Raw genomic sequence first — 23,921 nt, forward strand, 5'->3', positions numbered from 1 at the left:
AGAGGCTCTAAACATGAATGATCAAAAAACAAAAAAATCTACATCATTGAATGTTGATGTGATTATTGCAGGTCTAGGACCTACTGGTTTGGTATTGGCACACGTTTTAGGAAAATATGGACACCAAGTTTTGGTATTAGAACGTGAACCCGTATTTTATGGTAATGCTCGGGCTGTTTATACCGATGATGAGTGTATGCGAATCTTTCAGTCTATTGATATGGCTGAAGAATTACAAAAGGATATGCTCATTGATACACCTGTTCAGTTAGTTCGGCCAGATGGATCTGTAATTGCTCAATACAAACCATTAAAGCGTCCATTTGGTTGGCCAGTTGTTAATTTCTATTATCAGCCTTATTTGGAAACTTCTTTAACAAATGGTTTAGCACAATATCCAAACGTTAAGATTTTACGTGGGCGAGAACTGATTAATTTTAGTCAGGATGTAAATAGTGTCACTGTGACCCATCAAGCAACACAGGTCTATCGTTTTAGTGATGAATCAGATGTTAAAACCGAAGTACAGGACGATACTGATATTCAACAGATCACAGCCCGTTATTTAGTTGGTGCAGATGGTGGTCGAAGTACAGTGCGTGCCAAGCTGGGTATTGAAATGTCTGGTAAAAACTTTCCAGAACCATGGCTCGTTGTTGATTTAAAACAGAAAGACCGAAATAAAGGTTTGCGCCATTTACCTTATTTTAATTTTGTTGTTGATCCTGATTTGCCAGTTGTGAGTTGTGTCCAGCCTGATGGCTTTCATCGCTTTGAGTTTATGCTGAAAAAAGGTCAAACCAAAGAATATATGGAGCAACCAGAAACAGTACGCATGTTGTTATCCAAATTTGTTAATCCTGATGATTTCGAAGTAAAGCGTAAATTGGTTTATACCTTTAATGCTTTAGTAGCTAATCAATGGCGTGATAAACGTGTACTTTTGGCAGGTGATGCAGCCCATATGACTCCGCAATTTATGGGACAGGGTGCGAGCTCAGGTATACGAGATGCGGGGAATCTAGGTTGGAAACTCAGTGCTGTATTAAATGGTCAGGCTGGAGATAAGTTATTAGATAGCTATGAAAGTGAACGTCGTGACCATGCTAAGGCAATGATACAAGGATCTGTTTTATTAAAAGATCTTGTTTCAATGACCAATCCTGTGATTGGGAAAATTCGAGATGGTGTAATCAAAGGCGTACTTGCGACCCCAAAACTAAAAGAGTGGGGACAAGAAGGGGGCTTCAAACCAAAACCCATTTACACCAAAGGTCAATATTTTGGTTTGGCACGTAAACATCGTTTAAGCCCTGAAGGTGGTTTATCTCCACAACCTATAGTCCGTGGTTTCGATGGGCGACCTGAACTTTTAGATTCTCTATTAGGTGAGCACTATTCTTTGATTGGATTATCAGTAGATCCAACAATTGGTTTATCAAATACGTCAAAACAAGTATTGAAGCAAATAGGCTGTAAATTTATTACTTTGTATCCATATTCTGATCGTCCACAAGGTCATATCAGCCGGAATTTAAATCCTGACGTGATTGAAGTTGAAGATATTGCTGGTGATATGGTCTGCTGGTTTAGAAAAGCGTGTAAAGCATCTCAGCCTATTGCTTTGTTACGGCCAGATAAATTTACCTTTGCTGTTGTGAACCAAGACCAAATTAATTCAACCATACAGCAGCTTAAGCATCAGCTGGATTTAACTACGGCTCAGCGTAAGTTACATGTAGTTAGTGAGGCAAGCGTATGAGCATGAATAATCAAGTACGTTTAGAGTCTGCGGCAATTGCATTACGAAATGCTAGACAGTCCAGACAGACAATAGAGCAAATATCACAGTCATATAAAATTTCGGGTTTAGATGAAGCCTATGCGGTAGCCAAAATTAATACCGATTTCAAAGTAAACCAAGGCGCCAGAATCATCGGTAAGAAAGTTGGTTTAACCTCTAAAGCAGTACAGCAGCAGTTAGGGGTTGATCAGCCAGATTTCGGGATTTTATTTGATGACATGGAGTTTCTTCATGAAGATGAGGTTCCAGTAAGCCATTTATTACAACCTAAAATTGAAGCGGAAATTGCTTTTATTGTTAGTCGTGATTTAAAGAGGCCAATTCCATCATGGGGAGAGTTTTTATCAACATTAGATTACGCATTACCTGCTTTAGAAATTGTTGATAGTGCGATTCATAACTGGAAAATCACTTTAGAAGATACGGTTGCTGATAATGCTTCTTGTGGTTTATTCGTTTTAGGTAATCAACCCATTGAAATCGGGACGTTCAATCTTGCAGAAGTAAAGATGGAACTTCTTCACAATAATAAAATTGCATCCGAAGGTAGTGGTGCTGCTTGCTTAGGACATCCTCTAAAGGCTGCTTGGTGGTTAGCTCGTACGATGTGTGAAAAAGGGATTGGTTTAAAAGCGGGAGAAGTTATTTTATCGGGTGCATTAGGGCCCATGGTAAATGTACAAGCTGGCGATAATGTGACTGCCTATATTGACCGCTTAGGTTCGGTTAGCTGCACGTTAATATAGGGAGATAACTTAATGAGCGAACAATCAAAAAACAAAATTAAGGCTGCGATTATTGGTAGTGGCAATATTGGCAGTGACTTAATGATCAAGATGTTACGTTACGGCGAGCATCTGGAAATTACTGCAATGGTTGGAATTGACCCTGATTCTGATGGGTTAGCCCGAGCTAAACGATTAGGAATTTCAACAACATTTGAAGGCGTAGAAGGGCTTATTAACTTGCCTGAGTTTAAAGATATTGAAATCATTTTTGATGCGACTTCAGCAAATGCACATATTAAAAATGATGCTTTACTAAGAAGTTATAAACCTAATATTCGCATGATCGATTTAACGCCAGCAGCAATAGGCCCCTATTGTGTTCCTGTTGTGAACCTCGAACAACATGTTAAGCAGCCAAACGTAAATATGGTGACCTGTGGTGGACAGGCGACTATACCTATTGTTGCCGCCGTATCTAAAGTTGCAAAAGTTCATTACGCTGAAATTGTTGCTTCTATTTCAAGTAAATCAGCAGGTCCTGGTACTAGAGCAAATATTGATGAGTTTACTGAAACAACATCAAAAGCATTAGAGACAGTAGGAGGAGCAGCTAAAGGAAAAGCAATCATTGTGCTAAATCCAGCTGAACCGCCATTATTGATGCGTGACACGGTATATGTTCTTTCTGAAAATGCGAGTCAAGTTGAAGTTGAAGAGTCAATTGAGCAAATCGTTGAGCAAGTTCAAAAATATGTGGGCGGATATCGATTAAAACAAAAAGTTCAGTTTGATGTAATCCCCGAAGAGTCACCTTTAAATATTCCTGGGCTTGGAAAGTTTTCAGGACTTAAAACCAGTGTTTTTCTAGAGGTTGAAGGAGCCGCGCATTATTTACCTGCTTATGCTGGGAATCTAGACATTATGACTTCAGCTGCTTTGGCAACAGGAGAAAAGATTGCAGAGTTTATTCAAATGAACAATACAGCTGCCGGAGTCTAAAATGATTACATCTTTAAAAAAGTTATATATATCTGATGTGACATTACGTGATGGTAGTCATGCAATCCGTCATCAATATTCAATTCAGAATGTACAAGAAATTGCTAAAGCCTTAGATCAGGCAAAAGTAGATAGTATTGAGATTGCCCATGGTGATGGGTTGCAAGGGTCAAGCTTTAATTATGGGTTTGGTGCGCACACAGATTTAGAGTGGATTGAAGCAGCAGCAGATGTACTTACGCATTCACAAATTGCGACTTTGCTGCTTCCTGGTATAGGTACCATCCATGATCTTAAGGCTGCTTATAACGCTGGTGCCCGCGTTGTTCGTGTGGCAACACACTGTACCGAAGCCGATATCTCCAAACAGCATATTGAATATGCTAGAGAGTTGGGCATGGATACTGTTGGTTTTTTAATGATGAGCCATATGACTACACCTGAAGCATTGGCGCAACAAGGCAAACTCATGGAATCTTACGGTGCCCAATGTATATATGTCGTAGATTCTGGTGGGGCTATGTCTATGAATGATATCCGTGCACGTTTTAGAGCCATGAAAGATATATTAGATCCTTCAACTGAAACAGGGATACATGCTCATCATAACTTAAGCTTAGGTGTCGCAAACTCAATTGTTGCTGTAGAAGAAGGCTGTGACCGTATTGATGCAAGTCTTGCTGGTATGGGAGCAGGCGCTGGTAATGCACCATTGGAAGTATTCATCGCTGCTGCTGAACGCTTGGGTTGGCATCATGGAACTGATTTATTCACATTGATGAATGCTGCTGATGAGTTGGTAAGACCATTACAGGATCGTCCTGTACGAGTTGACCGAGAAACACTTGCGCTAGGCTATGCAGGCGTCTATTCAAGTTTCTTACGCCATGCAGAAATTGCCTCTAAGCGTTATGGTTTAAGTACAGTTGATATCTTGGTGGAGTTGGGGCGTCGTCGTATGGTAGGAGGTCAAGAAGATATGATTGTCGATGTTGCCTTAGATCTATTAAAACAAAAACAAGAAGGATAAGAGCATGTCTTATTTAAAATTAAATGGAAAAGTTGCTTTAGTAACTGGTGCAAACTCAGGTATTGGGGCAGTCACTGCCAGAGAATTGGCGCTCCAAGGTTATCATGTTTTTTTGGCATGCCGATCTATCAACAAGGCGCAAACGGTAATTCAAGAAATTCAAAGTTTGACCTATGGTCAGGCAAAAGTTGAATTCATAGCGTTGGATTTAGCTGATCTAGATTCTGTACGTCGCTGCGCCCAAAGTTTTCTTACTCGTGATCTTCCTTTGCATTTATTAATAGCAAATGCTGGATTGGCGGGTCAGAAAGGTCTAACGCAATCAGGATTCGAATTAACGTTTGGTGTTTGTCATGTTGGTCACTTTCTTTTAACTAAATTATTGACTGAAAAATTAATTGAATCTAAACCAGCACGTGTCGTTGTGGTTGCTAGTAAAGCTCATCGACACGTTCAGAGTATTAATTTCAATGCGGTATTAAAACCTACTAATAGTTTTGGTGGTTTAAAAGAATACGCTGTAGCCAAACTTGCAAATATTCTTTTTGCAAAAGAACTGGGACGCCGTTTATATGGTACAGGCGTTACGGTTTATGCAGTACATCCGGGTGTTGTTTCAACAAATGTATGGAGAGCAATGCCACAACCGCTTGTTAAGCTCATTAGCCACTTTATGATTAGTCCTGAAGAAGGCGCGAAAACTACGCTTTACTGTGCAACTCAACCGCAAGTTGCTGGTGATACAGGTTTCTATTATGAAGACTGTAAAGTCAAAGTTTCTTCACATGCTGCTCAAAATATAAACTTAGCAAACGAGCTGTGGGAACAAAGTCTAAATTGGGTAGAACAATAATCTAAGTTAAGAATACAAGGATGTCTTCTTAATATGAACAGGAGAATAAAATGGATAACTTTATGCCCCCAGAAGAAAATTATGGCAAATGGGGACGTAATTTAGAACGATGGTATTTTGATCCAGTTTTTTTTAATTCAGATCAACTTGATATGTCCAAACCTGCGTTGTTTGTTGGAAATCATACGTTGTATGGTCTATTAGATGTTCCTCTTATTCTAGAACATCTAAGATTAGAACATGGTGTTCACTTACGGTCATTAGGTGACCGTATGCATTTTCATATCCCAATTTGGAGAGATATTTTAAAGAAAGGTGGAATGGTATTAGGTACACCAGAAAATTGTCATGCACTTATGTCAAGTGGGCAGTCTATTCTAGTTTTTCCAGGTGGTGCACGTGAGGTAATGCGACGCAAAGGAGAAAGCTATCAATTAATTTGGAAAAAGCGTACCGGTTTTGCACGTCTAGCGATAGAACATGGCTATGACATTATCCCATTTGCTTCTTTAGGAGCTGATGATTGTTTTGATATTGTTCTTGATGCGAATGATATACAAAATAATACTACGGCACAGAAACTACTTTCAAAATTAAAGCTAAATGAAAAATTAAGAGGTGGGGATATTCTGCCACCTATACCTACAGGTGTAGGTTACTTACCCATTCCTAAGCCTCAAAGATTCTATTTTAGCTTTGGAGAAAGAATTTCTACAGCTGAGGTTGCCCCTAATGAAAAAGATATATGGAATATAAGGGAACAGGTTGCTCACTCAATCGAAAAACAGATTCTTGATTTAAAGAATTATAGAGAGTCTGATAAAAATCAAAATTGGGGATGGCTGAGAAAGAAGCTTACAAAAAGTTTTAATGGGTAATAAAAACTGTATAATAATAGCCAAATCTGTTCAAATATTATTATTTTGTTTAAAGGGTCTTATACAGTGAGTTTATCTTCATCTCAGCAAAGAATCCATAAAACAGCTTTGAAACTTTTTGCTGAAAGTGGATCAACTAACATTAGTGTTTCTGAATTAGCCGCAGCTTCAGGTGTGGCTCGTGGCACAATCTATAATAATAAGTTATCGCCTGAAACTTTATTTGAAGATATTGCCTCACAACTTTCAGTTGAAATGAATGCCAGAATTATTAAAAGTTTTGGTAACGAAGAAGACCCAGCTATTCGTCTAGCTCAAGGTGTTCGCATGTATATTCGTCGGGCACATGAAGAACCTGATTGGGGGCGATTCATATGTCGTTTTGCATTTAGTTCAACTTCTTTAATGGCATTATGGACTGGTAGTGATTCACCGTTACCAGATGTCATAGCTGGATTGGAAAGTAAGCGATATACATTCCGTGAAGATCAGCTAATTTCTATTATGTCTTTGATTGCTGGTTCAGTTCTAACATCAATCTTTCTAGTGTTGGAAGGACATAAAACTTGGAGAGACTCTGGTACAGAAATAGCTGAATTATTACTTTGCGCACTTGGAATTAGCCGTGAAGAAGCTTTTCAAATTGCCCGAATGGAATTGCCACCTTTATTAGAGCTATAAATAATAGCCATTAAATTTTAGGGTGGGCTGAAAAATTAGCTCACTCACTAGGCATATTATTTTTAATGATCTGGTTAAATCTAAAGAATAGCTGTACGCACGTACTATATCAGTTTTTCTAAGCCTGTAAAGGGTATTTATAAAATATATTTATAAATTTCAATAAGATATAAAATATTCTGTGTGTTGAAATTTAGCCTAAGCAAATTAATAACTTTAATGCTCAAAAGGCGATTTAGGGAAAGAAATCTGTATCGCAGTAGCCAGTAGCCAAAAATGAAGCCCGTAAAGGTGGTAAGTAGCTTACGCATTCTAGCTAGGGCAAATTAAAAATGTAATGACATTTTGTAGAAGGCTGCCTAGAGTGTTTTTCTGGCTAAGATTAGAAATAGGGTTAGTCAGTTTAAATCGTTAAGCGCGCTAAGGGCTAGTAAGTTGCTTGAGCAACAGATACTAAGCTGTGAATTTACTGTAGTAAAGAATAAACGGCGTAGCAGCAACGTAGAGTAGCCAGAGCTTTATATATGGTAGGTTTCCAAATCTTCTATTTAACTTATGTTTACCTAAAATTTGATTCATAAATAAGATTATGTATAATAAGCAATAAATTTAATTACTTAGATAACTAAAATTCTAAATTATAACTTATTTGGTTCATGAACCTAGCTATGAATACATATTTTCCTACTAAAAAGACCTTAACAATAGACTCAGTTTGTCTGGAAGAGTGGTGGCAGGCCACATTTACTTAAAAAGATAACACTCAATTTAATGAAATTTATGCACGTATAGGTAATATAAATACTCAATGAATTTATCAAATGAACCCGACCAATCACTAAAGATAAAGCTTGAATATTATAGGTTGTAAGAAAGCATTAAATTTTATACATTCGTTCGAAAAAAATGTATGCGATTGATAAATTTTTATATTTTTATTATATTATTGAGCTGTAGAATGTAAAAAGTTAAAACTTTTTCACATATTCAAATGTGATATCTTCTAATTTTATATAAAATCAGTCAGTTTATTAAGCATTAATTAGCAAGATTATTTTTAAAGGTTCAAACGATGAGTAGTATAAAATCTCCTGTTCTTAGAAAATACGAAAAAAAGCTTATAGAGGTAAATGACCAGTTATGTTATTTTTTATTTTCTGATGCTGAATTAGAATTGAATATTACAAAGCTAAAAAAAACTGAAAACTTATTTACAACAGATGTTTTTTTTGAGAATAAATTTTCATCGAGATTACATATAAAAATTGATGATATACCTCTACATAGAAAAAAGGCATTTAATACATTGGTAGGTATTATTCATATTGCTTCCGTAGAGTATTTGTTAAATTATATTGAAGAAATTGAGAGTTATCATTCATTAGTTTATCCTACTGCATTTGATTCTATATCAAACGAAAAACCTGAAGAACAATTGTTACAAAAAATACAAAGTTGGTCTAAGAATATTGAAATAGAAATAATAAAAACAATTAAATATTTAAGATTGAGAAGAAATCATGTTACTCATTTAAGTGAGGATTTAAACGATGCTTTAAAGTCTATAATTAAAAATGAATCTAATCAATTAAACAAGTTTTGGAGAAACATGCCGACACAGCTTTATGATTTTTGCTTTACAAATCAAGAATGTTCTATTTTTACTGTAAATGAAATATTTGCACTTGTAAACTTAGTTAGAGTTTGTATGAGAAAAGTTGATGAAGTTATTACCTTTGGACTTGAATACAATAAAATTGCAAAATATGAGTTTAATCTCTTAAAAAAAAGAAAACTAAATCTAAATAATAATTCAAAAAATTTAAGAAAATTCAATAAATTTCTTAAGAATAAATATGGTGTTTAATTTAATATAAAAGAAGATGAATATTTATCTTTTTTTAATAATTAGTTTTTAATTACTTGTAATAAGGTTGTATTAAATAAATGTTAAAAAAATTAAAAATTCTACTTGATTCCGATGATAATTCGGCTGAATCGGAATTTAATATTTTAAAGAAATTTCAAGAAATTTTCACATGGCTTAATTCTTTAAATGCTGATGAATTTAGAATCAACCATTTTGAGCTTTCTGAACTTATGCACCAAGAAGGAAGTTCAATATGTTTACCTTTTTTATGCAAAATTATCATAGATAAATTGGATTTAATATCAAATATTATTACTTATGATGATAATAAAAAAAAAGTTAAAAAATTAAGTGATGATGAGTTTTTTAAATTTATTAAACATTGTATGTCTATGCAATCAAGTAATGAATTCAGAATTTTAGATTATAGACTTCCTAGCCCACTTACTTATTCTGCAGAAGTTATTCTAAAAACTATTAATGACTTACTTGATCATTTTGCATTAACACCATTAGAAGAAGAAAATCTTGCCAGTGATCTAGCAATATTAGGAATTTTTTTAGGGGTATCTCGTGAACTTAGTAAAAAAGAGGGTGTATTATACGAGACATATATGCAATGGGAATCTGTTCTAGAGCGTTTAAGTCGTGATGGATTTCAGCAATTAGCTCGTGATCATGCTGAAGAGGCTATCTATTGTTCTATATTTGATGGCCATGCAGAGTATGGGCATTATTGCCGATTTTCTCTAGCTTGTTTGCAATATAATCCAATAGATGCTGCAATTCATGGATGCTTACTTGTTAATAGCATTAGTTCCATTAGCAGTGTATCCAAATCATTTCAATTTAGATTACTAAACACCATCTTCATTTTTTTTCGAAACTTCAATTTCTTTGAATTGGCAGAAATAATTTTTTATAAAATCTTATCTATATGTGACTTAGAAGCTTATGATGAACAAAAGATACATATGGCCTATTTGAATTTATTACTAATTCAAGATCCCTATAGAGCACTTTTAAATGCTAATGAGTACTCTAAAAAAAATCTTGACAAAATTAAGTTTTTTGGTGATGCATCTGCTGTACCTTGGCTAGCGTTGTTGTGCAATTTGAGAATATTATGTTCCAAAGATTTTCCTAGTTGTGATGGTTTGATTACTTTAGAAAAGCACATTGAAAAAACTTTAGGGGATGAGCAAATAAACTCTATCCGAGGTATGTCTTTGCCAGATAGAAAAAATACAAAAAATATTCTAATTAATGCATTTGACAAGTTACATTTGACCAGAAATAAAAGCGATCATATTCATGAGGTCAGACGTATTCAAGTAATAGCAACACGCTTACTGGAAACTTCATTAGAGTCTGGTGATATAGAAGGTATTATTTTAGCTCATCGAGCTATGTCAGATGGTAGCATGGCATTTGAGCTTAGTAAGGGACTTCCTTTTAAACAATTAATTCGCCATGATTCAGAAACCTTAAGTAAATTCAAAGGTAAAAATTCTCAATATTTTCATGAATTAAAAACAATTCTACAACAACGTCAAAACTATCGTTATCTTTGGTTAGGTTTTTTAAATCAAGAACTATACTTTATATTACATGATGAAGGAGAGTTTATCGCTCAAGGAATTATTCCTAACTTAAAAAAGATAGAAATTCTTAAATGGTTAAATGAATCCTTACCTGATTTTGGCTTTATAGATAGTCCTAAAATAAATAATCCATTTATAACTCGTGAGGATATTTGGTTGGATGAAAGTAAAAATATACGAGAACATTTACCGAAATTATATATTCCAAAAACTGATAAACACACAATTGTATTTTGTGATACTGATATGGCTTGTTTTCCTCACAATCTGTTATTAGAACCTACTGACTCTAAGTCTAATCAAGCTATATGCAATCCACTTTCTTTAGATAATTATCTGAATTACAATAAATTAAATATAAATATTTCTAAAATATCAGTTTGGGCTCCTTTAATAGAAAATGATACAGCAATTTTACTTGCTCATGGTCGTTTAATGCAGCATATTAAGAGTGAAGAAGTTATCCTATCAGAAGAGCTTATACCAGAGTTTAAACATCAAACAGATTTGAAAGTTTTTATTTGTCATGGTGGTCGTGCTCGAAATGGAGGATTCACTGGCTTATATCCTAGCGATGATAAAAAATATACTTCTTCTTCAATTCTTGGAAATGGTAAAGTAGCTATTCTATTTGTATGTCATGGTGGGCATATTCATTCGGATATTTATGCAAAAAGCTTTCAAACTTTAACGAAAAATCTTTTATTGGCAGGGTATGAAACTGTGATTGCACCAGCATGGAGTTTAAATGTAGTAATTCCAGGACCTTGGCTGGAAGAATTTCTAAATAGCTTGAAATTAGGATCAAATATTATTGATGCTAGTTTACAAGCAAACAATAAGATTAAAGAAATTTACCCAGTTGAAAGTGCCTGGGCTGCAATGCATGTATTTGGAAATCCTAATATCGCTATAGCTCTTTAATTTTGTTTTTCTTTGGGCATGGATAGGCTACTTCAAATTATGAAGCTAGCTTATATTAAGAAAATTTAGAAGATCCATAAAAGGGGTGTTTAATACCCCTGATCTTGGCAATATTGTCTAAAAGCCAAGCCATTGCATAGTTTTAATTTAAGGACATTTTCAAATTGATTGTAGCCAAAAGCTTCTTGGTTTAATCGGATAGTTGCTCTGGCGCTATTCAGGGCATTATCAAGACTTTGTGTTGTTAGCGATCCTCGAATTGTATTATAGAATTCTGAAATAATTTTAAATGATGCCTGTTTATATCTCTCCAAAAGATGAAGGTTTCGAAAATGACTTTCGATAACATTAAATAAATATGGTGGTATTAAAGAATTAGAATTATCTAAGCGAAAACTAACATAAAATGTACTATTTACATAGTTGACTATTGCAAATAAAAACTGAACTGATGGCAATTGATGTAAGTAAGTATTTAAACACTCAAATACACTATGTTGTGACATCCATATTTATTTTCAAAAGCCTCACTTTTGGCTATGAATGCAGGCTGATTTTGTAAACTATAATTAGCAAGAAAAATATTACCCTGTTTTACAGAGAGAACTTTTGATGTAAAACTAAATAACCCATAACATCCGGTAAAGTAATGACACTGTTCATTGTGCTTATCGAAGTCATTCATATCATAGTCAAAGGCGCACGATAGTTGAGCAACAATATTTTTTTGATGACTAATCCATTTGCATAATTCAAAAGGTTAAATTCACCATTATATTGGCTAATCACATCTTCAATACTTTTAATCACTTCTTTAAAATCCAAATTTAGCTTTAAAACTCTCAATCTTCGTATGTTCAGCTGTATTTAAGGAGAAGGAATGCAATAAGTTTAAGTAAGCTTGTTTAATATTATTTTCACTGATTAAAATTATCTCTCTATCATTTGTATTACTCTTAAGTCTAAGTAAAACACTTAAAAAAGTACTAATTAAAAAATCATCTGTAAAAGTGGTTTCAGAATTTAATTCCATCAATGCTTTATATTTCTTCCATAGGTTTTTATGGGCAAGGGATAGCTGAGTAGTAGGATGTAACCTTAACTCAAGTCTCAGTCCTGAAGTTAATAGATATGTCGAAATAATATAATAACTATCAAAATTATAAATTTGTTCTAATATATGATTTGTAATATTAGACAGTACATCAGTATCTAATTCATAAAGGTTAAGATATCTAAGAAAGACTAGAGAGTTTCGCAATTTTATAGCTTGTTCATCTTCAGATGATAAGTAATAATCAATTACTTTTGATAAAGGAGATGATCGATATTCATTGAGTAAAGTTCTATCTTCAAGCACATAGGCCATATAACGATGAACATCCTTTGCTGAAAAGGTGACTCCCTTAAAGTCTAAGATAAAAAATTCTGATATTTTCTCTACAAATATAGATTTAGTTATTGTATTATTTTCATACAAGTATGAGATAATATTAAATATATTGCCAGAATTTAAATCTTTAATTTTTTCTTTTAGCAAAATATAAAGTATTTTATCTTCAGTAAAAATAAATGAAGGTACATCTTTTAATGATTCTAGATACTCTAAAAATTCATCCTCTTCTATTAACGTTAATTTATCTATATTACTTTGAATTGAAAGCCAAATCTTATCGGCCTGCTCACTGAAAAGCTGCATCTTATCGTGAGCTATACTTTTAATTCTATTAAAAACAGATCTTAAAAGCGTAAACCTAGGTAGCTCTTTTAGAAAAATATCTAGTAAATCAAGTTGATTAAGTAACAATAAGTTTGTCTCATCCAAAACAATATATCCTGAGCTATTTTCAATGAAAGCTTTAATTTCTTTTTCATTATTATTAACTGGATTATGGATAATTTTGTAATCTAAATGTTTTTCAGATTTATCACAAGCATTATGCCATGCTTGAAAAATATTGGCTGTATTCTGTAAAATTTTTTGTCTAAAAGCAAAAGGAAAATGATATTCACCATTTCTAATTTTTTTAATAATTTCATTTATTTGATCAAAATGAGCCTGATCCCGTCCTGTCAATTTATTCAAAAATGCTATCAATTCTTCTCCAGTTGCATTCTTTGGAAAGATTGCTGATCTAAAAATTGTAGACTCGGGAAATTGCTTAAAGTATTTATGCTGTCGATCTTTAAAATCATTGATATAAATTTCATGTACAGGCTTATGAGAACCTCTAAGCATAATACAAGTCATAAATACAGCTAAATAATTACCTTCTTGATAATAATCATTTTGATCTACATAAGTACCTAAGCTGAAAATAGCATTTTGAAGTTCGATAGCATATTTAGAATTGCTTTTATATATATTAATGATTTGAAAAAGTAGTTTAACTTTTTCAAATTTACTTTTTATATTGGGTAAAAGCCCTACCATCTGTTTAATGATTTTCTGACCAAGTCCCATTCTCAAGCACAGTTCTATATAGAACTTTTTATCTTCATCATCTAAATTCTGATTGTTTAGCATTTGATGGATTTGGTTACTAGCCAATCCGATAAGTCCTAAATTGAATTGAGCACCAATCTTAATCAAATTCCACTTGCCGATACTTAAACCTTTTTTGATATTTTTCTCAGCGATCTGAATAGTTCTAGGCCAATTTTTCACTATAAATAAGGCTTGGCATAAACCTAAATATTTCTGATTTGACAGCTCTTGAGATTCTAAAATTTTCTCTGCAACATCAATATATTCTAAAGCAGTTTCTTGACTTTCTGGTTGAATGAATATTATTAATTGTTCTGCAAGTATCTTTGGTTTGTGTAAGGCTAGGTAAGTTTGATATAGCTCTTTAAGAGCTTCGTTAGAATAGTTTTGATTTAGATGTGATGATCTAATAAACTTTTGAAGGGCCAAGGCTGCTTCTGCATCCGGCATCTCCTCTACAATTTTTTGGTATTTTTCTGCAAGGTTAATGTTTAATAACTCAGATGCGATACCACTAGCCATAATAAATAATTGAATAGCTGAGTTCCCACATGTGCTTATGATTTCTTGTTCATGACGAGCTAGGAAGTCTAAAGCTTCTTGATGCCTACTTTCTTTAAATAAACATATTATAAGCATGGCTTTTTCTTCAGCATCTAGCTCTTTAAGTTGTTCAATTAAAACAAGAGCCTCTGAAAAATTATGGTAATCATATTGAATTCGACTAGCTTGTCTTAGGACAGATTTAGTGGGTCTCGAATGAAGAAGTGGTTCCAAATAAGAAAATAAATGATTGGACTTATTAAAATACCCGTAAATAAATGGACTTAACGATAAGATTGGCTCAATATCGAATTTATAATTTAAATTTTTATTGATTTCCCAAGCCTTTTCTATCGCATTAAAAGCACTAGTCATTAAACCTATATCAAAGTCTGGAAATCCCTCTAAAGGAAAAGGTGTGTTATAGATAGACTCTTTTCCAGTTGCCCGATGAAAGTATCTTTGGGCAGCTAAGGATTGATAGAGGAATTTATCTTCATCAGAATCTAAATCAGTTTGGACATAAGTAGCGATGATCTGATCTGCTTCGTCATAAAGCTCACCATTCATACATATAAGTAACTGTCTCATGACTTTTTCAGGTTGCTTTTCTTTAAAATAACTAAGGGCCTCTTGTTTTTTCCCCATTAAAGTCATTGCGATTGCACGTATTAGATGAGCATTGTGGTTATCATTTAGAGGTAAACTCAAAATTTCTTCTAATTGTTCGTTGCTAAGATCTAGATAACGAATCTTATTTAATAAGTAAGTATATAAATAGCGATTATTTACTTTAAAACTGTCAGCTTTCTCAAATTGTTCCAGAGCTTCTTCATATTTATCTTCAAAAATGGCAACATTTCCAAGTTGAAGGTGAAATTCTGCAAGTTCGTGTATTGAAAAATCAATACTTTTAGGTTGTAACTTAATTAGTAGATCTTTTGCTTCTTTGATTTTATTATTATCAAAATATCCAGCACAAATTTTAAGCTGACTTGCTACAGCACCTTCAGGATCATTAATCCAAGGCTCTAGGTTGTCTGTAGCCATACTTTCTAAATAAATGGGCTTAGTTTTTATTTTTTCAGAAATTAGTTCTAAGTTCTCTAATACAGGCTTTTTAAGATCCTTAAGTGTAGATTTTAACTTGTCAGTCGCTTTTTTTTCTTCATAACGACTTTTTAAAAAATCATAGATATCCAGTTTTCTGTCTATCTTGTTTGATATTGGAATTGAGACTGTAAAATACTTTTGTTGATCTAAGTCTACTTTCTGCTCTTTAAACCAGTTAGTGTCTAGCCATTGATAATAAATCGGGATTTTATTAGGTTCATCCTCATATTGAGCTTCATTTTGTAGATCAACAATAATCACCATCACTACAGGATCTTGTTTTAAATAAAAATTAAGTGTTTTAGTTTTAAATTGATGCTTGATATAGAGCTCATCTGAACTATACGAAGGTGATTCCGTTCCTTTTAATTGTAAATAGAAAGAATATTCCACTTCGCCTTGAGGATTTTTAACTTGAAATACATAATCAATGCCAAAATCAGTATCACCGTCTTGTTCTTTAGGTATCCAAGAGCGGGGTTTTTTATATCCAAAGATGTCCTTTGCTATGCGCCCAATTTCTTGACTTTTTCCTTCCGTTGGTAAGTTATCACTCATGATGGAACCATACTAGAAATTATATTTAATAATCTGATTATAAGCATTTTTTTTATTTTTACTAAGTGTTACATGCAGTTTAAAATTGTTGAAAACTTTAAAATTGATACGCTTGACCAATTTGTCAGCAATGAACTTTTCCCAAGCTGGAAAGATGAAGGTAGGCACCTTAATGCTTTTGTTCCTGAATATAAGACTTTAATAAGATTAACGGGTATTCAAAAAAAAAAATAACATACTAAAATATATGATTAAATTGATAACTAAACATGCTTTACTATTGTAAATAAGGTGCTTAATGACCATCCAATGGAATAAAATAAGAACTTTTAATGGTTCACAAAATAATGCTTTTGAAGAGTTGGTTTGTCAGTTAGCTAATTCGGAATCAATTGAAAGAAAAATAAATTTTATTCGAGTAGCAGCACCAGATGGTGGAATAGAATCTTTTGCCCAATTAGAAAATGGCGAATACTACGGATGGCAAGCAAAATTTTTTATAAACTCCTTTAGTACTTCACAATGGCAACAGATAGAGGAGTCTTTTAAAGAAGCATTAAAAAACTATCCTACTTTATGTAAATATTATATTTGTTGTCCAATAGATCGTAATAATGCTGGAGTGGAGGGAAGAAATTCATTCCTTAAAAAATGGGAGTCATATACAAAAAAATGGAGTGAACAAGCTAGTATACTCGGTCGTAATATTACTTTTGAATATTGGGGAAGTTATGAATTAGTAGAACGATTATCACAAGAAAAAAATATCGGGAAATTAAAATTTTGGTTTTCTGAGCATGAATTTACGGATGATTGGTTTAAAAATCATAATCAAACTGCTTTAGCAAATCTTGGACATCGCTATACCCCTGAAATAAATGTCGATCTCCCTATATCTATAAATCTTGAAGCACTTACAAGAACTAAAGCATTTAAAGAAAGATTTACAAATACATGTCATAAGTTGTTAGTCCAGCTAGACGAAACTTCTCTTAAAATTAAAAATGAAATTTCAATTTATGAAAGTCTTAACTCACTTATACCTGAGCTGAGAAGAGAATTAGATCTTAATCAATACGATCTACTAAGAACAATCCCGAGCAGTTATTTGAAAAAAAATATTGAATATTCTGTAAAAATTATAGCTGATAAAAGGGAATTGCTCTGGGATAAAAAAGAACGTGAGGATTCTGAGTCTTATCTATTAAACAACTTAAATAAAGCATTTGAAGTACTTCTAAACTTAAAATCAGAAATTTCTTCTTCAGCCATTGAGCTTTTTAATGGAAAAAAATTACTTTTATCTGGCGAGGCTGGGCAAGGCAAGTCGCATCTTTTAGGAGATTTTATTCATTCTAAAGAAAAACAAAATGGTCATTTATTTTTATTAGGGCAAGATTTTACTGAAAAATCCAATATTTGGTATCAGATTTTAAATAAAAATTTAAGAATAAATTTACTTGAAAAAGAGTTTTTATCCACTCTTGATTCTATTGCTGAATTAAATAATGAACGTTTTGTAATTGTTATCGATGCTTTAAATGAAGGGGAAGGCCGAATATTATGGGCTGACTCACTTAACGGATTCCTTAAGCTAATTTCTCAATACCAAAGAATTGGTTTAGTAATATCAATTAGAGACACCTATAAGGATCAGATTTGCTCTAAACTTACAGATGACTCTTCGGAATTGATTTATGAAATTCAGCATCAAGGATTTCATGAAATAGAGTTCGATGCATGTAGAATTTTCTTTGAATACTATAATATTCAAACTCCAAGTATACCTCTGCTTAATCCAGAGTTTTCTAATCCTTTATATCTTAAATTATTCTGTCAGAGTCTAAAAATTCAAAATCTGAATACTATTCCAAAAGGCTTTAATGGTATTTTTAATATAATAGATTGCTATATTAACGGAATTAATCAGGTCATAGCCGAAAAACTTGATGTTGAGGCTTCACTAAGGCTAGTCAATGCTGCCCTTGCTATCATAGTAGAAAACCAGCTTGATCAGGGGTCTAGCTCACTTTCTTTTATATCAATGAGAAGAAAAATTGCAAAAATTTTAAGTGACGATATTTCTGATCATCAAGCAAAACAATTTTTAGATCTTATGATTAGAGAAGGAATATTGTCTAAAAATCTTTATCATGGTCATAATGATGAAATTGTTTATTTCACTTATGAACGTATGGGTGACTATATCAGTGTTGAATATCTATTAAATAAATATGAGAACTTTTCTGAATTTCTCAATTGGATGCAATCAAGCAACAATGATTTATTAGATTTAGATAATTTTCATTATAACAAAGGCTTATGGCAAGCTTTAAGTGTCCTCTCTCCAGTAAAATATAATGTTGAATTGTTTGATTATATAAAAGTCACAGACTACCTATTAGAGGATTTTAAAAATTTAATTATCGAAAGTTTAGTCTGGCGGGATCCATTTCAAATTAAAACCCACGATATTTTTAATTTTCTGAAAAATGAACCTCTAAGTAATAAAAATTGGTATTGTTTTTTTAATATGTTATATCAAGTTATTGCAGAAGAAGAACATCCTTTGAATGGAATTTACCTCCATAAATTTCTTAAAGAATACTCATTGGCTGACCGGGATTCTTTTTGGACTGTTTTGATTAATAAAAGTCTCTATTTTATTCCTGCAATAGAAAGACTAGTTAAATGGTGCCTTACTAATCGAAATAATAGGTTAATTAGTCAAAATTCGTTGTTAAATGTTGCGATAGGGATCTCATGGTTGCTCACAACTACTGACATACATTTAAGAAATGAAGTGACCAACGCGTTATCTACTATTCTTATTAATAGAATTGATGTATCCATAAAGTTAATTAATCTTTTTTATGATACAAATGATCCATACATTTTAGAACGGGTTCTATTAGCAATTTATAGTTCTATACTAAGTTCAAATGAGTTAGATAGACTATCCGAACTTGCGCGAGAAATAGATAAGCTAATATTTCAAATAAAAGAAGAAAAAGAAATTTATCCAAATGTTTTAATCAGGGATTATGCAAAAAATATTATTCAATATCACATGTATAAAAATAAAGTTAACTATACCCAACGTGAAATAGATGCAATAAACGAGAGAATCACACCGCCTTACAATAGTAAACTTCCTAAAAAATTTCCTACTATTCAAGAAATTGATGAAATATATAAACGTAATGAGGAAGCTTCAGATTTTAAGGATTATTATTACTCAGCTAATCGTATTCTAAGATCAATGACAACAGAATACGGTAGAGGTATATGTGGTTATGGTGACTTCGGAAGATATACTTTCGAATCTAAATTTTATCGCTGGAAAAAAATCATTGATGTAGATTTGTTAAGTAATTATGCATGTCAATTAATTTTCGATAAATATGGATATGATGTTGAAAAACATGGGGAATTTGATAGAAATATAAGATATAACTCGAGATATGACAATGATATAGAACGAATTGGTAAAAAATATCAATGGTTAGCTTTATTTGAAGTTTTGGCACAGGTCATTGATTCTCATCAATGTTCTAGTAATTATTGGAATGATGATGGTAGTAGAATATGGCTTAAATATATTAATGATTTGCATGTTAGAGAGATTGATCCAACATTTTACATAAATAAAGGAAATAATAATTACCCTGAATACGCTAATGGAATCCCCGAAATTGAATTTCAAAATTGGGACGGTGATTTATCAACTTGGGCGACGAGCCACGATATTCCTTCTATAAATCCTATGATAGAATTTGAACTAGATGGAGAAGAATGGTTGGTTTTAGAGCGTAATTTAGATTTTATAGAACCTGGTAAGTTTGGAGCTTACGAAGATAAAAATAAGAAAAATTTGTGGATACAAATTAAAAGTTATTTTATTCCAAAATCAAATTATCCAAAAGCAATTAACTGGCTTAAAAAACAGCATTTCATGGGACAGTGGATGCCAGAATCGAATACATTCAATAATCTATTTTGCAAAGAATATTATTGGAACGAAGCTTATTTTGAACAGCTAAATGGAAATGAATGGGAATATTTAGAGAAATGGGGGGAAAAAGTACCTCATAATGTAAAGGTTATGTCTACAGCCGAAAGACATTCATGGGAATCACGTATAGAAAAAAATGGATATAGCTTTTTAGCGCCTTGTAATTTGTTAGTTGAAAAACTATCAATCAACTATTCAGATACTTTAGGATATTGGCAAGATAATGAAGGTAAAATCATAGCGTTTGATCCTTCAGCAACTATTTCTACTTACAGTAAAAATGTCTTGGCTATAAGGAAAGCTGATTTAATAAACTTTCTTGATGAAAATAATTTAAAAATCTTTTGGACCGTTTTAGGTTCGAAATGGTATATGGGATCGCTATATGGTAATGATGATGTACCACATCAGAGGGTAGAGTTTTCGAGTCTAATTGAGCTCTATCGCGGAAATTTAAAAGGTGAACCAAAAATTTTTTTTCAAGATTTTAAAAAAGAAGGGAACAGTAATTATGATGAAGCAAGCATTGAGACTGACACTTTATACACATTGTTATACCCGAAAGAGTTATAAGAATACTAATATTCTATTCATTATTAATAATAACTAAATGTCATGTATTTATAGTTTAAATAATTATATCCTTATGTAGATTTGATAATTTATTAAGGATTCTCTTATTGAAAGAGGATTCTTAATAATTTTTTATTATTTATAATGTAACACCAACTTTTAAGCCAGCTATTACAGCATCTTCAGTTTCTTTAATGCTCCTAGATTTTCTATATATTGAATATTGGGGCGTATAATAATTTCATTTTGCAAGTTTGTACCGTAAAAAAACATTAATTTTTTGTAGATTATAATCTTTCTTATACCGGCATCCTCTGAAGAATAGGTAATAAATTTCAAAATTTAAGAAATCTTTGAAACAAGAACCTATTTCTTCACCATATTCTGCTTGGAAAGTTTTGCTGCAAGTTTCCTTAGTATTATAAGATTTTTTTCATAATGTTTATTACGCCCCTTTAATAGATTTGTAAATCGTTGCTGAAACAAGCACTCCTCTAATAGATTTTTTTGCTTATTGGCAATTTTTCTCGCTTCTGAATATAGCCATAATGCATTATCAAGAGGATCTTTACGTTTAACTCTTTCATCTTGAACTATCCAATTCTTCACATACTTCATAGCAATAGATAAATCCTGTTCTATTAGACTTCTAAGTACATTTAAATCGTAACTCTCTAGTTTGGTTTGTTCGTACATCTTATGATCTAAACGTAATACTTGCTCATTTCGCTCTTTGGCGTATTGCCATCCTTTAGGCAATGGATCGGGTGGAACAAAATCCTCTTGTTCTGTTAATTTTACTGTCCCTTTATCAATAACTTTATTAATTATTGCAACCTTTGCGAATTCTTTTTCATGTGGATAGTCCTTCAAATACTGGTCAAAAATTATTTGCGCTTGTTCTTTTCTGTTAGCAGCAATTAAAGCCCTTACTGTTTTTTCGAGTAATTGGACATTCCCCAGAGGATGTAGGGCAAGTAACTCAGCCAATAGCCCATTTTCAATAATAGTATTTGCAAATAATTTATGGTATTTCAATGCTTCTAGAAATAAATTAGCTTTTTCATTTATATCATTGGCTAGTTCAGCATCCAACTCAACTTTCCTTAGTTTCGCCTCAATTTCATTTCGAATATTTAAAGCCTTTATATTTAGGCTTCGATTCATGTTTTGTCGATTTACTAGCTGATCTCCATATTTTGAAAGTAATTTTTCTTCCTCATTCAATGCCTGAGTTTCTGATAAGTTATCGAGTACAATTCGAATGTTGTATTGATTATTTAAGTATTTATCAACATACAGACCCCAATTCAAATCTCTTCCTTTTCGCCAAGCTCTATCGCCAGATCCCTTACCAACATAAAATACATTACCTGATAATGTTTCATGTACATAAACATAATATTTATTGGTCATTATTTTTCCCTCGAATTGATGTCTATTTTTTATTAATTTAACCTTACTATTATTTATCGTCTGCTTGCATAACCGCTACTTTGTATGACTGTAGAAGCTCTTAAAGTAAGTGGATCATTCATTAACGATATAATTAGAAAAAAGTATTAGATATACGAAAAAATATATAGAAAATAATAACTAAAATCAAAAGGAATATATAGAACACTCTTTATTATTTTGCCTTAAAAAACAGATTTAACTCTATCTAAAGTTATTGTGCGTTGAGCTGTATCTTTTGCCTGAAATACTTTTCCACCAAAGCCTTTAGCACGAACATTTTCTCCTTTACGATATTTACCTGTAAGCATTTCTCACGAATGCTTAATAACAAGATTCTCAAAATGTAAAGATAGTTGAAGTTGCTAGCAACATAAGTCAAAAAGTATACCTTTTAGGATTAGAGGGTGAGGTGAATTTTGCAATTGAGATATTTTGGCTCATGTTTGCATATCCCTAGGACTTTTTAATTGATCTGTTGAGATAAGTTTTCCGATGACTTAAAGGATTTCTAAAGCGAGGGGAATACTCTCTTGCTGACCGAATTGACGGTAGGCGTAACCAATCCCGTTTGCCTCTATAAATTGAGTAGGTACTGTTACATGTGCATAAATACTCATTATAAAATAATTATTTAAAATAAAGGCCTATCAAATAAATCGGCCTTTATTTAACTAACGACTTTTAATCCTGATAGTTGGGATAATCGATATAACCTTCAGCTCCGCCACCATATAAAGTCGCAGGGTTTAATGAGGTAAGAGGATGTTCTTGTTTTAGACGCTCAACGAGATCAGGATTACTGATAAATGCTTTACCAAAGGCAAAAAGATCAGCTTGATTAGCATTTAAATGTTCAGTTGCTAATTTAGCATCATAGCCATTGTTTGCTAAATAGGTGTGTTTAAATCGATCACGAATTGACTGATAATTAAATTCGGCATTATCACGAGGACCACCAGTTGCACCTTCAACAACATGCAGATATACAATTCCTAACTGATCCAATTGATCCACAATATAATCATATTGAGGTTGAGGATTGCTAATACTAATGCCATTGGCTGGGGATACTGGTGAGATACGTACACCGGTACGATCTGCCCCAATCTCTTTAACGATTGCTTCAGTAACTTCAAGTAATAAACGTGCCCGATTTTCGATTGAACCACCATACATATCAGTACGCTGGTTTGCACCATCTTTTATAAATTGTTCAAGTAAGTATCCATTGGCTCCATGAATTTCGACACCATCAAAACCTGCCTTGATTGCATTTGCTGCGGATTGACGGAAATCCTCAATAATTTGAGGAATTTCTTCAAGTTCCAGAGCTCTTGGTTCGGAAACATCAGCGAAACTGTTATTTACGAAAGTTTTTACTTCAGCGCGAATTGCAGATGGAGCAACTGGTGCAGCACCGTTAGGTTGTAAATCTACATGTGATATACGTCCTACATGCCATAATTGAACAAAAATTTTGCCGCCTTTTGCATGTACGGCATCAGTAACTTTACGCCATGCTTCGATTTGTTCAGGTGTATAAATTCCAGGTGTGTCCTGATAACCTTGTGCTTGTGCTGAAACTTGAGTTGCTTCTGTAATAATCAGCCCAGACGTAGCACGTTGTGCGTAATAAGTTGTAGCAAACTCACTGGGCACTAGTCCAATTCCAGCACGATTACGTGTTAATGGCGCCATCACAATACGATTTGAAAGTGTTAATGAACCCAGTGTATAAGGTTCAAAAAGTGATTTAACTGTCATGTCTTACCTCTATGCTATGTAATAAATTTAAGAAACTG

The 23,921-nt window shown here is 32.8% G+C and carries 16 protein-coding genes; 11 read left to right on the forward strand and 5 right to left on the reverse strand.

Annotated elements, in window-relative coordinates; translation table 11 throughout:
* Positions 1-13 precede the first annotated feature (13 nt).
* The 9 genes from ACIF8R_RS15740 to ACIF8R_RS15780 all read left to right on the forward strand — a co-directional run bounded on the left by ACIF8R_RS15740 (position 14) and on the right by ACIF8R_RS15780 (position 11,371).
* Positions 14-1,762, forward strand: coding sequence for a bifunctional 3-(3-hydroxy-phenyl)propionate/3-hydroxycinnamic acid hydroxylase (locus tag ACIF8R_RS15740; protein ID WP_396481788.1), 1,749 nt, complete (start codon positions 14-16; stop codon positions 1,760-1,762).
* Positions 1,759-2,550 (forward strand): 2-keto-4-pentenoate hydratase, encoded by a 792-nt coding sequence (locus ACIF8R_RS15745; protein WP_396481790.1) that lies wholly within the window; start codon positions 1,759-1,761, stop codon positions 2,548-2,550. The genes ACIF8R_RS15740 and ACIF8R_RS15745 overlap by 4 nt, the downstream gene beginning before the upstream one ends.
* 12 nt (positions 2,551-2,562) lie before the next feature.
* Complete coding sequence (locus tag ACIF8R_RS15750; RefSeq protein ID WP_396481792.1) at positions 2,563-3,531, forward strand: acetaldehyde dehydrogenase (acetylating); 969 nt, start codon at positions 2,563-2,565, stop codon at positions 3,529-3,531.
* A 1-nt stretch (position 3,532) separates the two neighbouring features.
* On the forward strand, positions 3,533-4,561 hold the full coding sequence (dmpG, locus tag ACIF8R_RS15755; RefSeq protein WP_396481794.1) for a 4-hydroxy-2-oxovalerate aldolase: 1,029 nt from the start codon (positions 3,533-3,535) through the stop codon (positions 4,559-4,561).
* A 4-nt stretch (positions 4,562-4,565) separates the two neighbouring features.
* Positions 4,566-5,414, forward strand: a complete 849-nt coding sequence (locus ACIF8R_RS15760; protein ID WP_396481796.1) for an SDR family oxidoreductase — start codon at positions 4,566-4,568, stop codon at positions 5,412-5,414.
* 50 nt (positions 5,415-5,464) lie between these two features.
* On the forward strand, positions 5,465-6,292 hold the full coding sequence (locus tag ACIF8R_RS15765; protein WP_396481798.1) for a lysophospholipid acyltransferase family protein: 828 nt from the start codon (positions 5,465-5,467) through the stop codon (positions 6,290-6,292).
* A gap of 66 nt (positions 6,293-6,358) precedes the next feature.
* The gene (locus tag ACIF8R_RS15770; protein ID WP_396481800.1) at positions 6,359-6,973 is read left to right on the forward strand and encodes a TetR/AcrR family transcriptional regulator; all 615 of its coding nucleotides are present in this window, start codon (positions 6,359-6,361) and stop codon (positions 6,971-6,973) included.
* 1,072 nt (positions 6,974-8,045) lie between these two features.
* Entirely contained in the window at positions 8,046-8,840 is a 795-nt protein-coding gene (locus ACIF8R_RS15775) for a hypothetical protein (protein WP_396481802.1), read from the forward strand.
* Positions 8,841-8,920: 80 nt separating this feature from the next.
* Positions 8,921-11,371: a hypothetical protein gene (locus ACIF8R_RS15780; protein ID WP_396481804.1), complete on the forward strand. Its 2,451-nt coding sequence runs from the start codon at positions 8,921-8,923 to the stop codon at positions 11,369-11,371.
* An 89-nt stretch (positions 11,372-11,460) separates the two neighbouring features.
* Here ACIF8R_RS15780 and ACIF8R_RS15785 read toward each other — a convergent pair whose 3' ends face one another.
* Together ACIF8R_RS15785 and ACIF8R_RS15790 are read right to left on the reverse strand one after the other, a co-directional pair.
* Positions 11,461-11,877 carry a hypothetical protein gene (locus ACIF8R_RS15785; RefSeq protein ID WP_396481806.1) on the reverse strand — a complete coding sequence of 139 codons (417 nt, stop codon included), beginning with the start codon at positions 11,875-11,877 and terminating at the stop codon, positions 11,461-11,463.
* 308 nt (positions 11,878-12,185) lie between these two features.
* The gene (locus ACIF8R_RS15790) at positions 12,186-16,073 is read right to left on the reverse strand and encodes a DUF4365 domain-containing protein (protein WP_396481808.1); all 3,888 of its coding nucleotides are present in this window, start codon (positions 16,071-16,073) and stop codon (positions 12,186-12,188) included.
* Positions 16,074-16,145: 72 nt separating this feature from the next.
* On the opposite strand from ACIF8R_RS15790, the gene ACIF8R_RS15795 reads away from it, so the two are divergent.
* Complete coding sequence (locus ACIF8R_RS15795; RefSeq protein WP_396481810.1) at positions 16,146-16,307, forward strand: hypothetical protein; 162 nt, start codon at positions 16,146-16,148, stop codon at positions 16,305-16,307.
* A gap of 64 nt (positions 16,308-16,371) precedes the next feature.
* Positions 16,372-20,661: a hypothetical protein gene (locus ACIF8R_RS15800; protein ID WP_396481812.1), complete on the forward strand. Its 4,290-nt coding sequence runs from the start codon at positions 16,372-16,374 to the stop codon at positions 20,659-20,661.
* A gap of 366 nt (positions 20,662-21,027) precedes the next feature.
* On the opposite strand, the gene ACIF8R_RS15805 is transcribed toward ACIF8R_RS15800, so the two are convergent.
* From ACIF8R_RS15805 to ACIF8R_RS15815, 3 genes are all read right to left on the reverse strand, one after another.
* A complete protein-coding gene (locus tag ACIF8R_RS15805) occupies positions 21,028-22,077 on the reverse strand; it encodes a cytoplasmic protein (RefSeq protein WP_396481814.1) in 1,050 nt (349 codons plus the stop codon).
* Positions 22,078-22,301: 224 nt separating this feature from the next.
* On the reverse strand, positions 22,302-22,427 hold the full coding sequence (locus ACIF8R_RS15810) for a hypothetical protein (RefSeq protein ID WP_262408998.1): 126 nt from the start codon (positions 22,425-22,427) through the stop codon (positions 22,302-22,304).
* A 373-nt stretch (positions 22,428-22,800) separates the two neighbouring features.
* Complete coding sequence (locus ACIF8R_RS15815) at positions 22,801-23,883, reverse strand: alkene reductase (protein WP_396481816.1); 1,083 nt, start codon at positions 23,881-23,883, stop codon at positions 22,801-22,803.
* Positions 23,884-23,921: the final 38 nt, after the last annotated feature.

This window comes from Acinetobacter sp. ABJ_C4_1, assembly GCF_044538495.1.
Classification (GTDB): domain Bacteria; phylum Pseudomonadota; class Gammaproteobacteria; order Pseudomonadales; family Moraxellaceae; genus Acinetobacter; species Acinetobacter nosocomialis_A.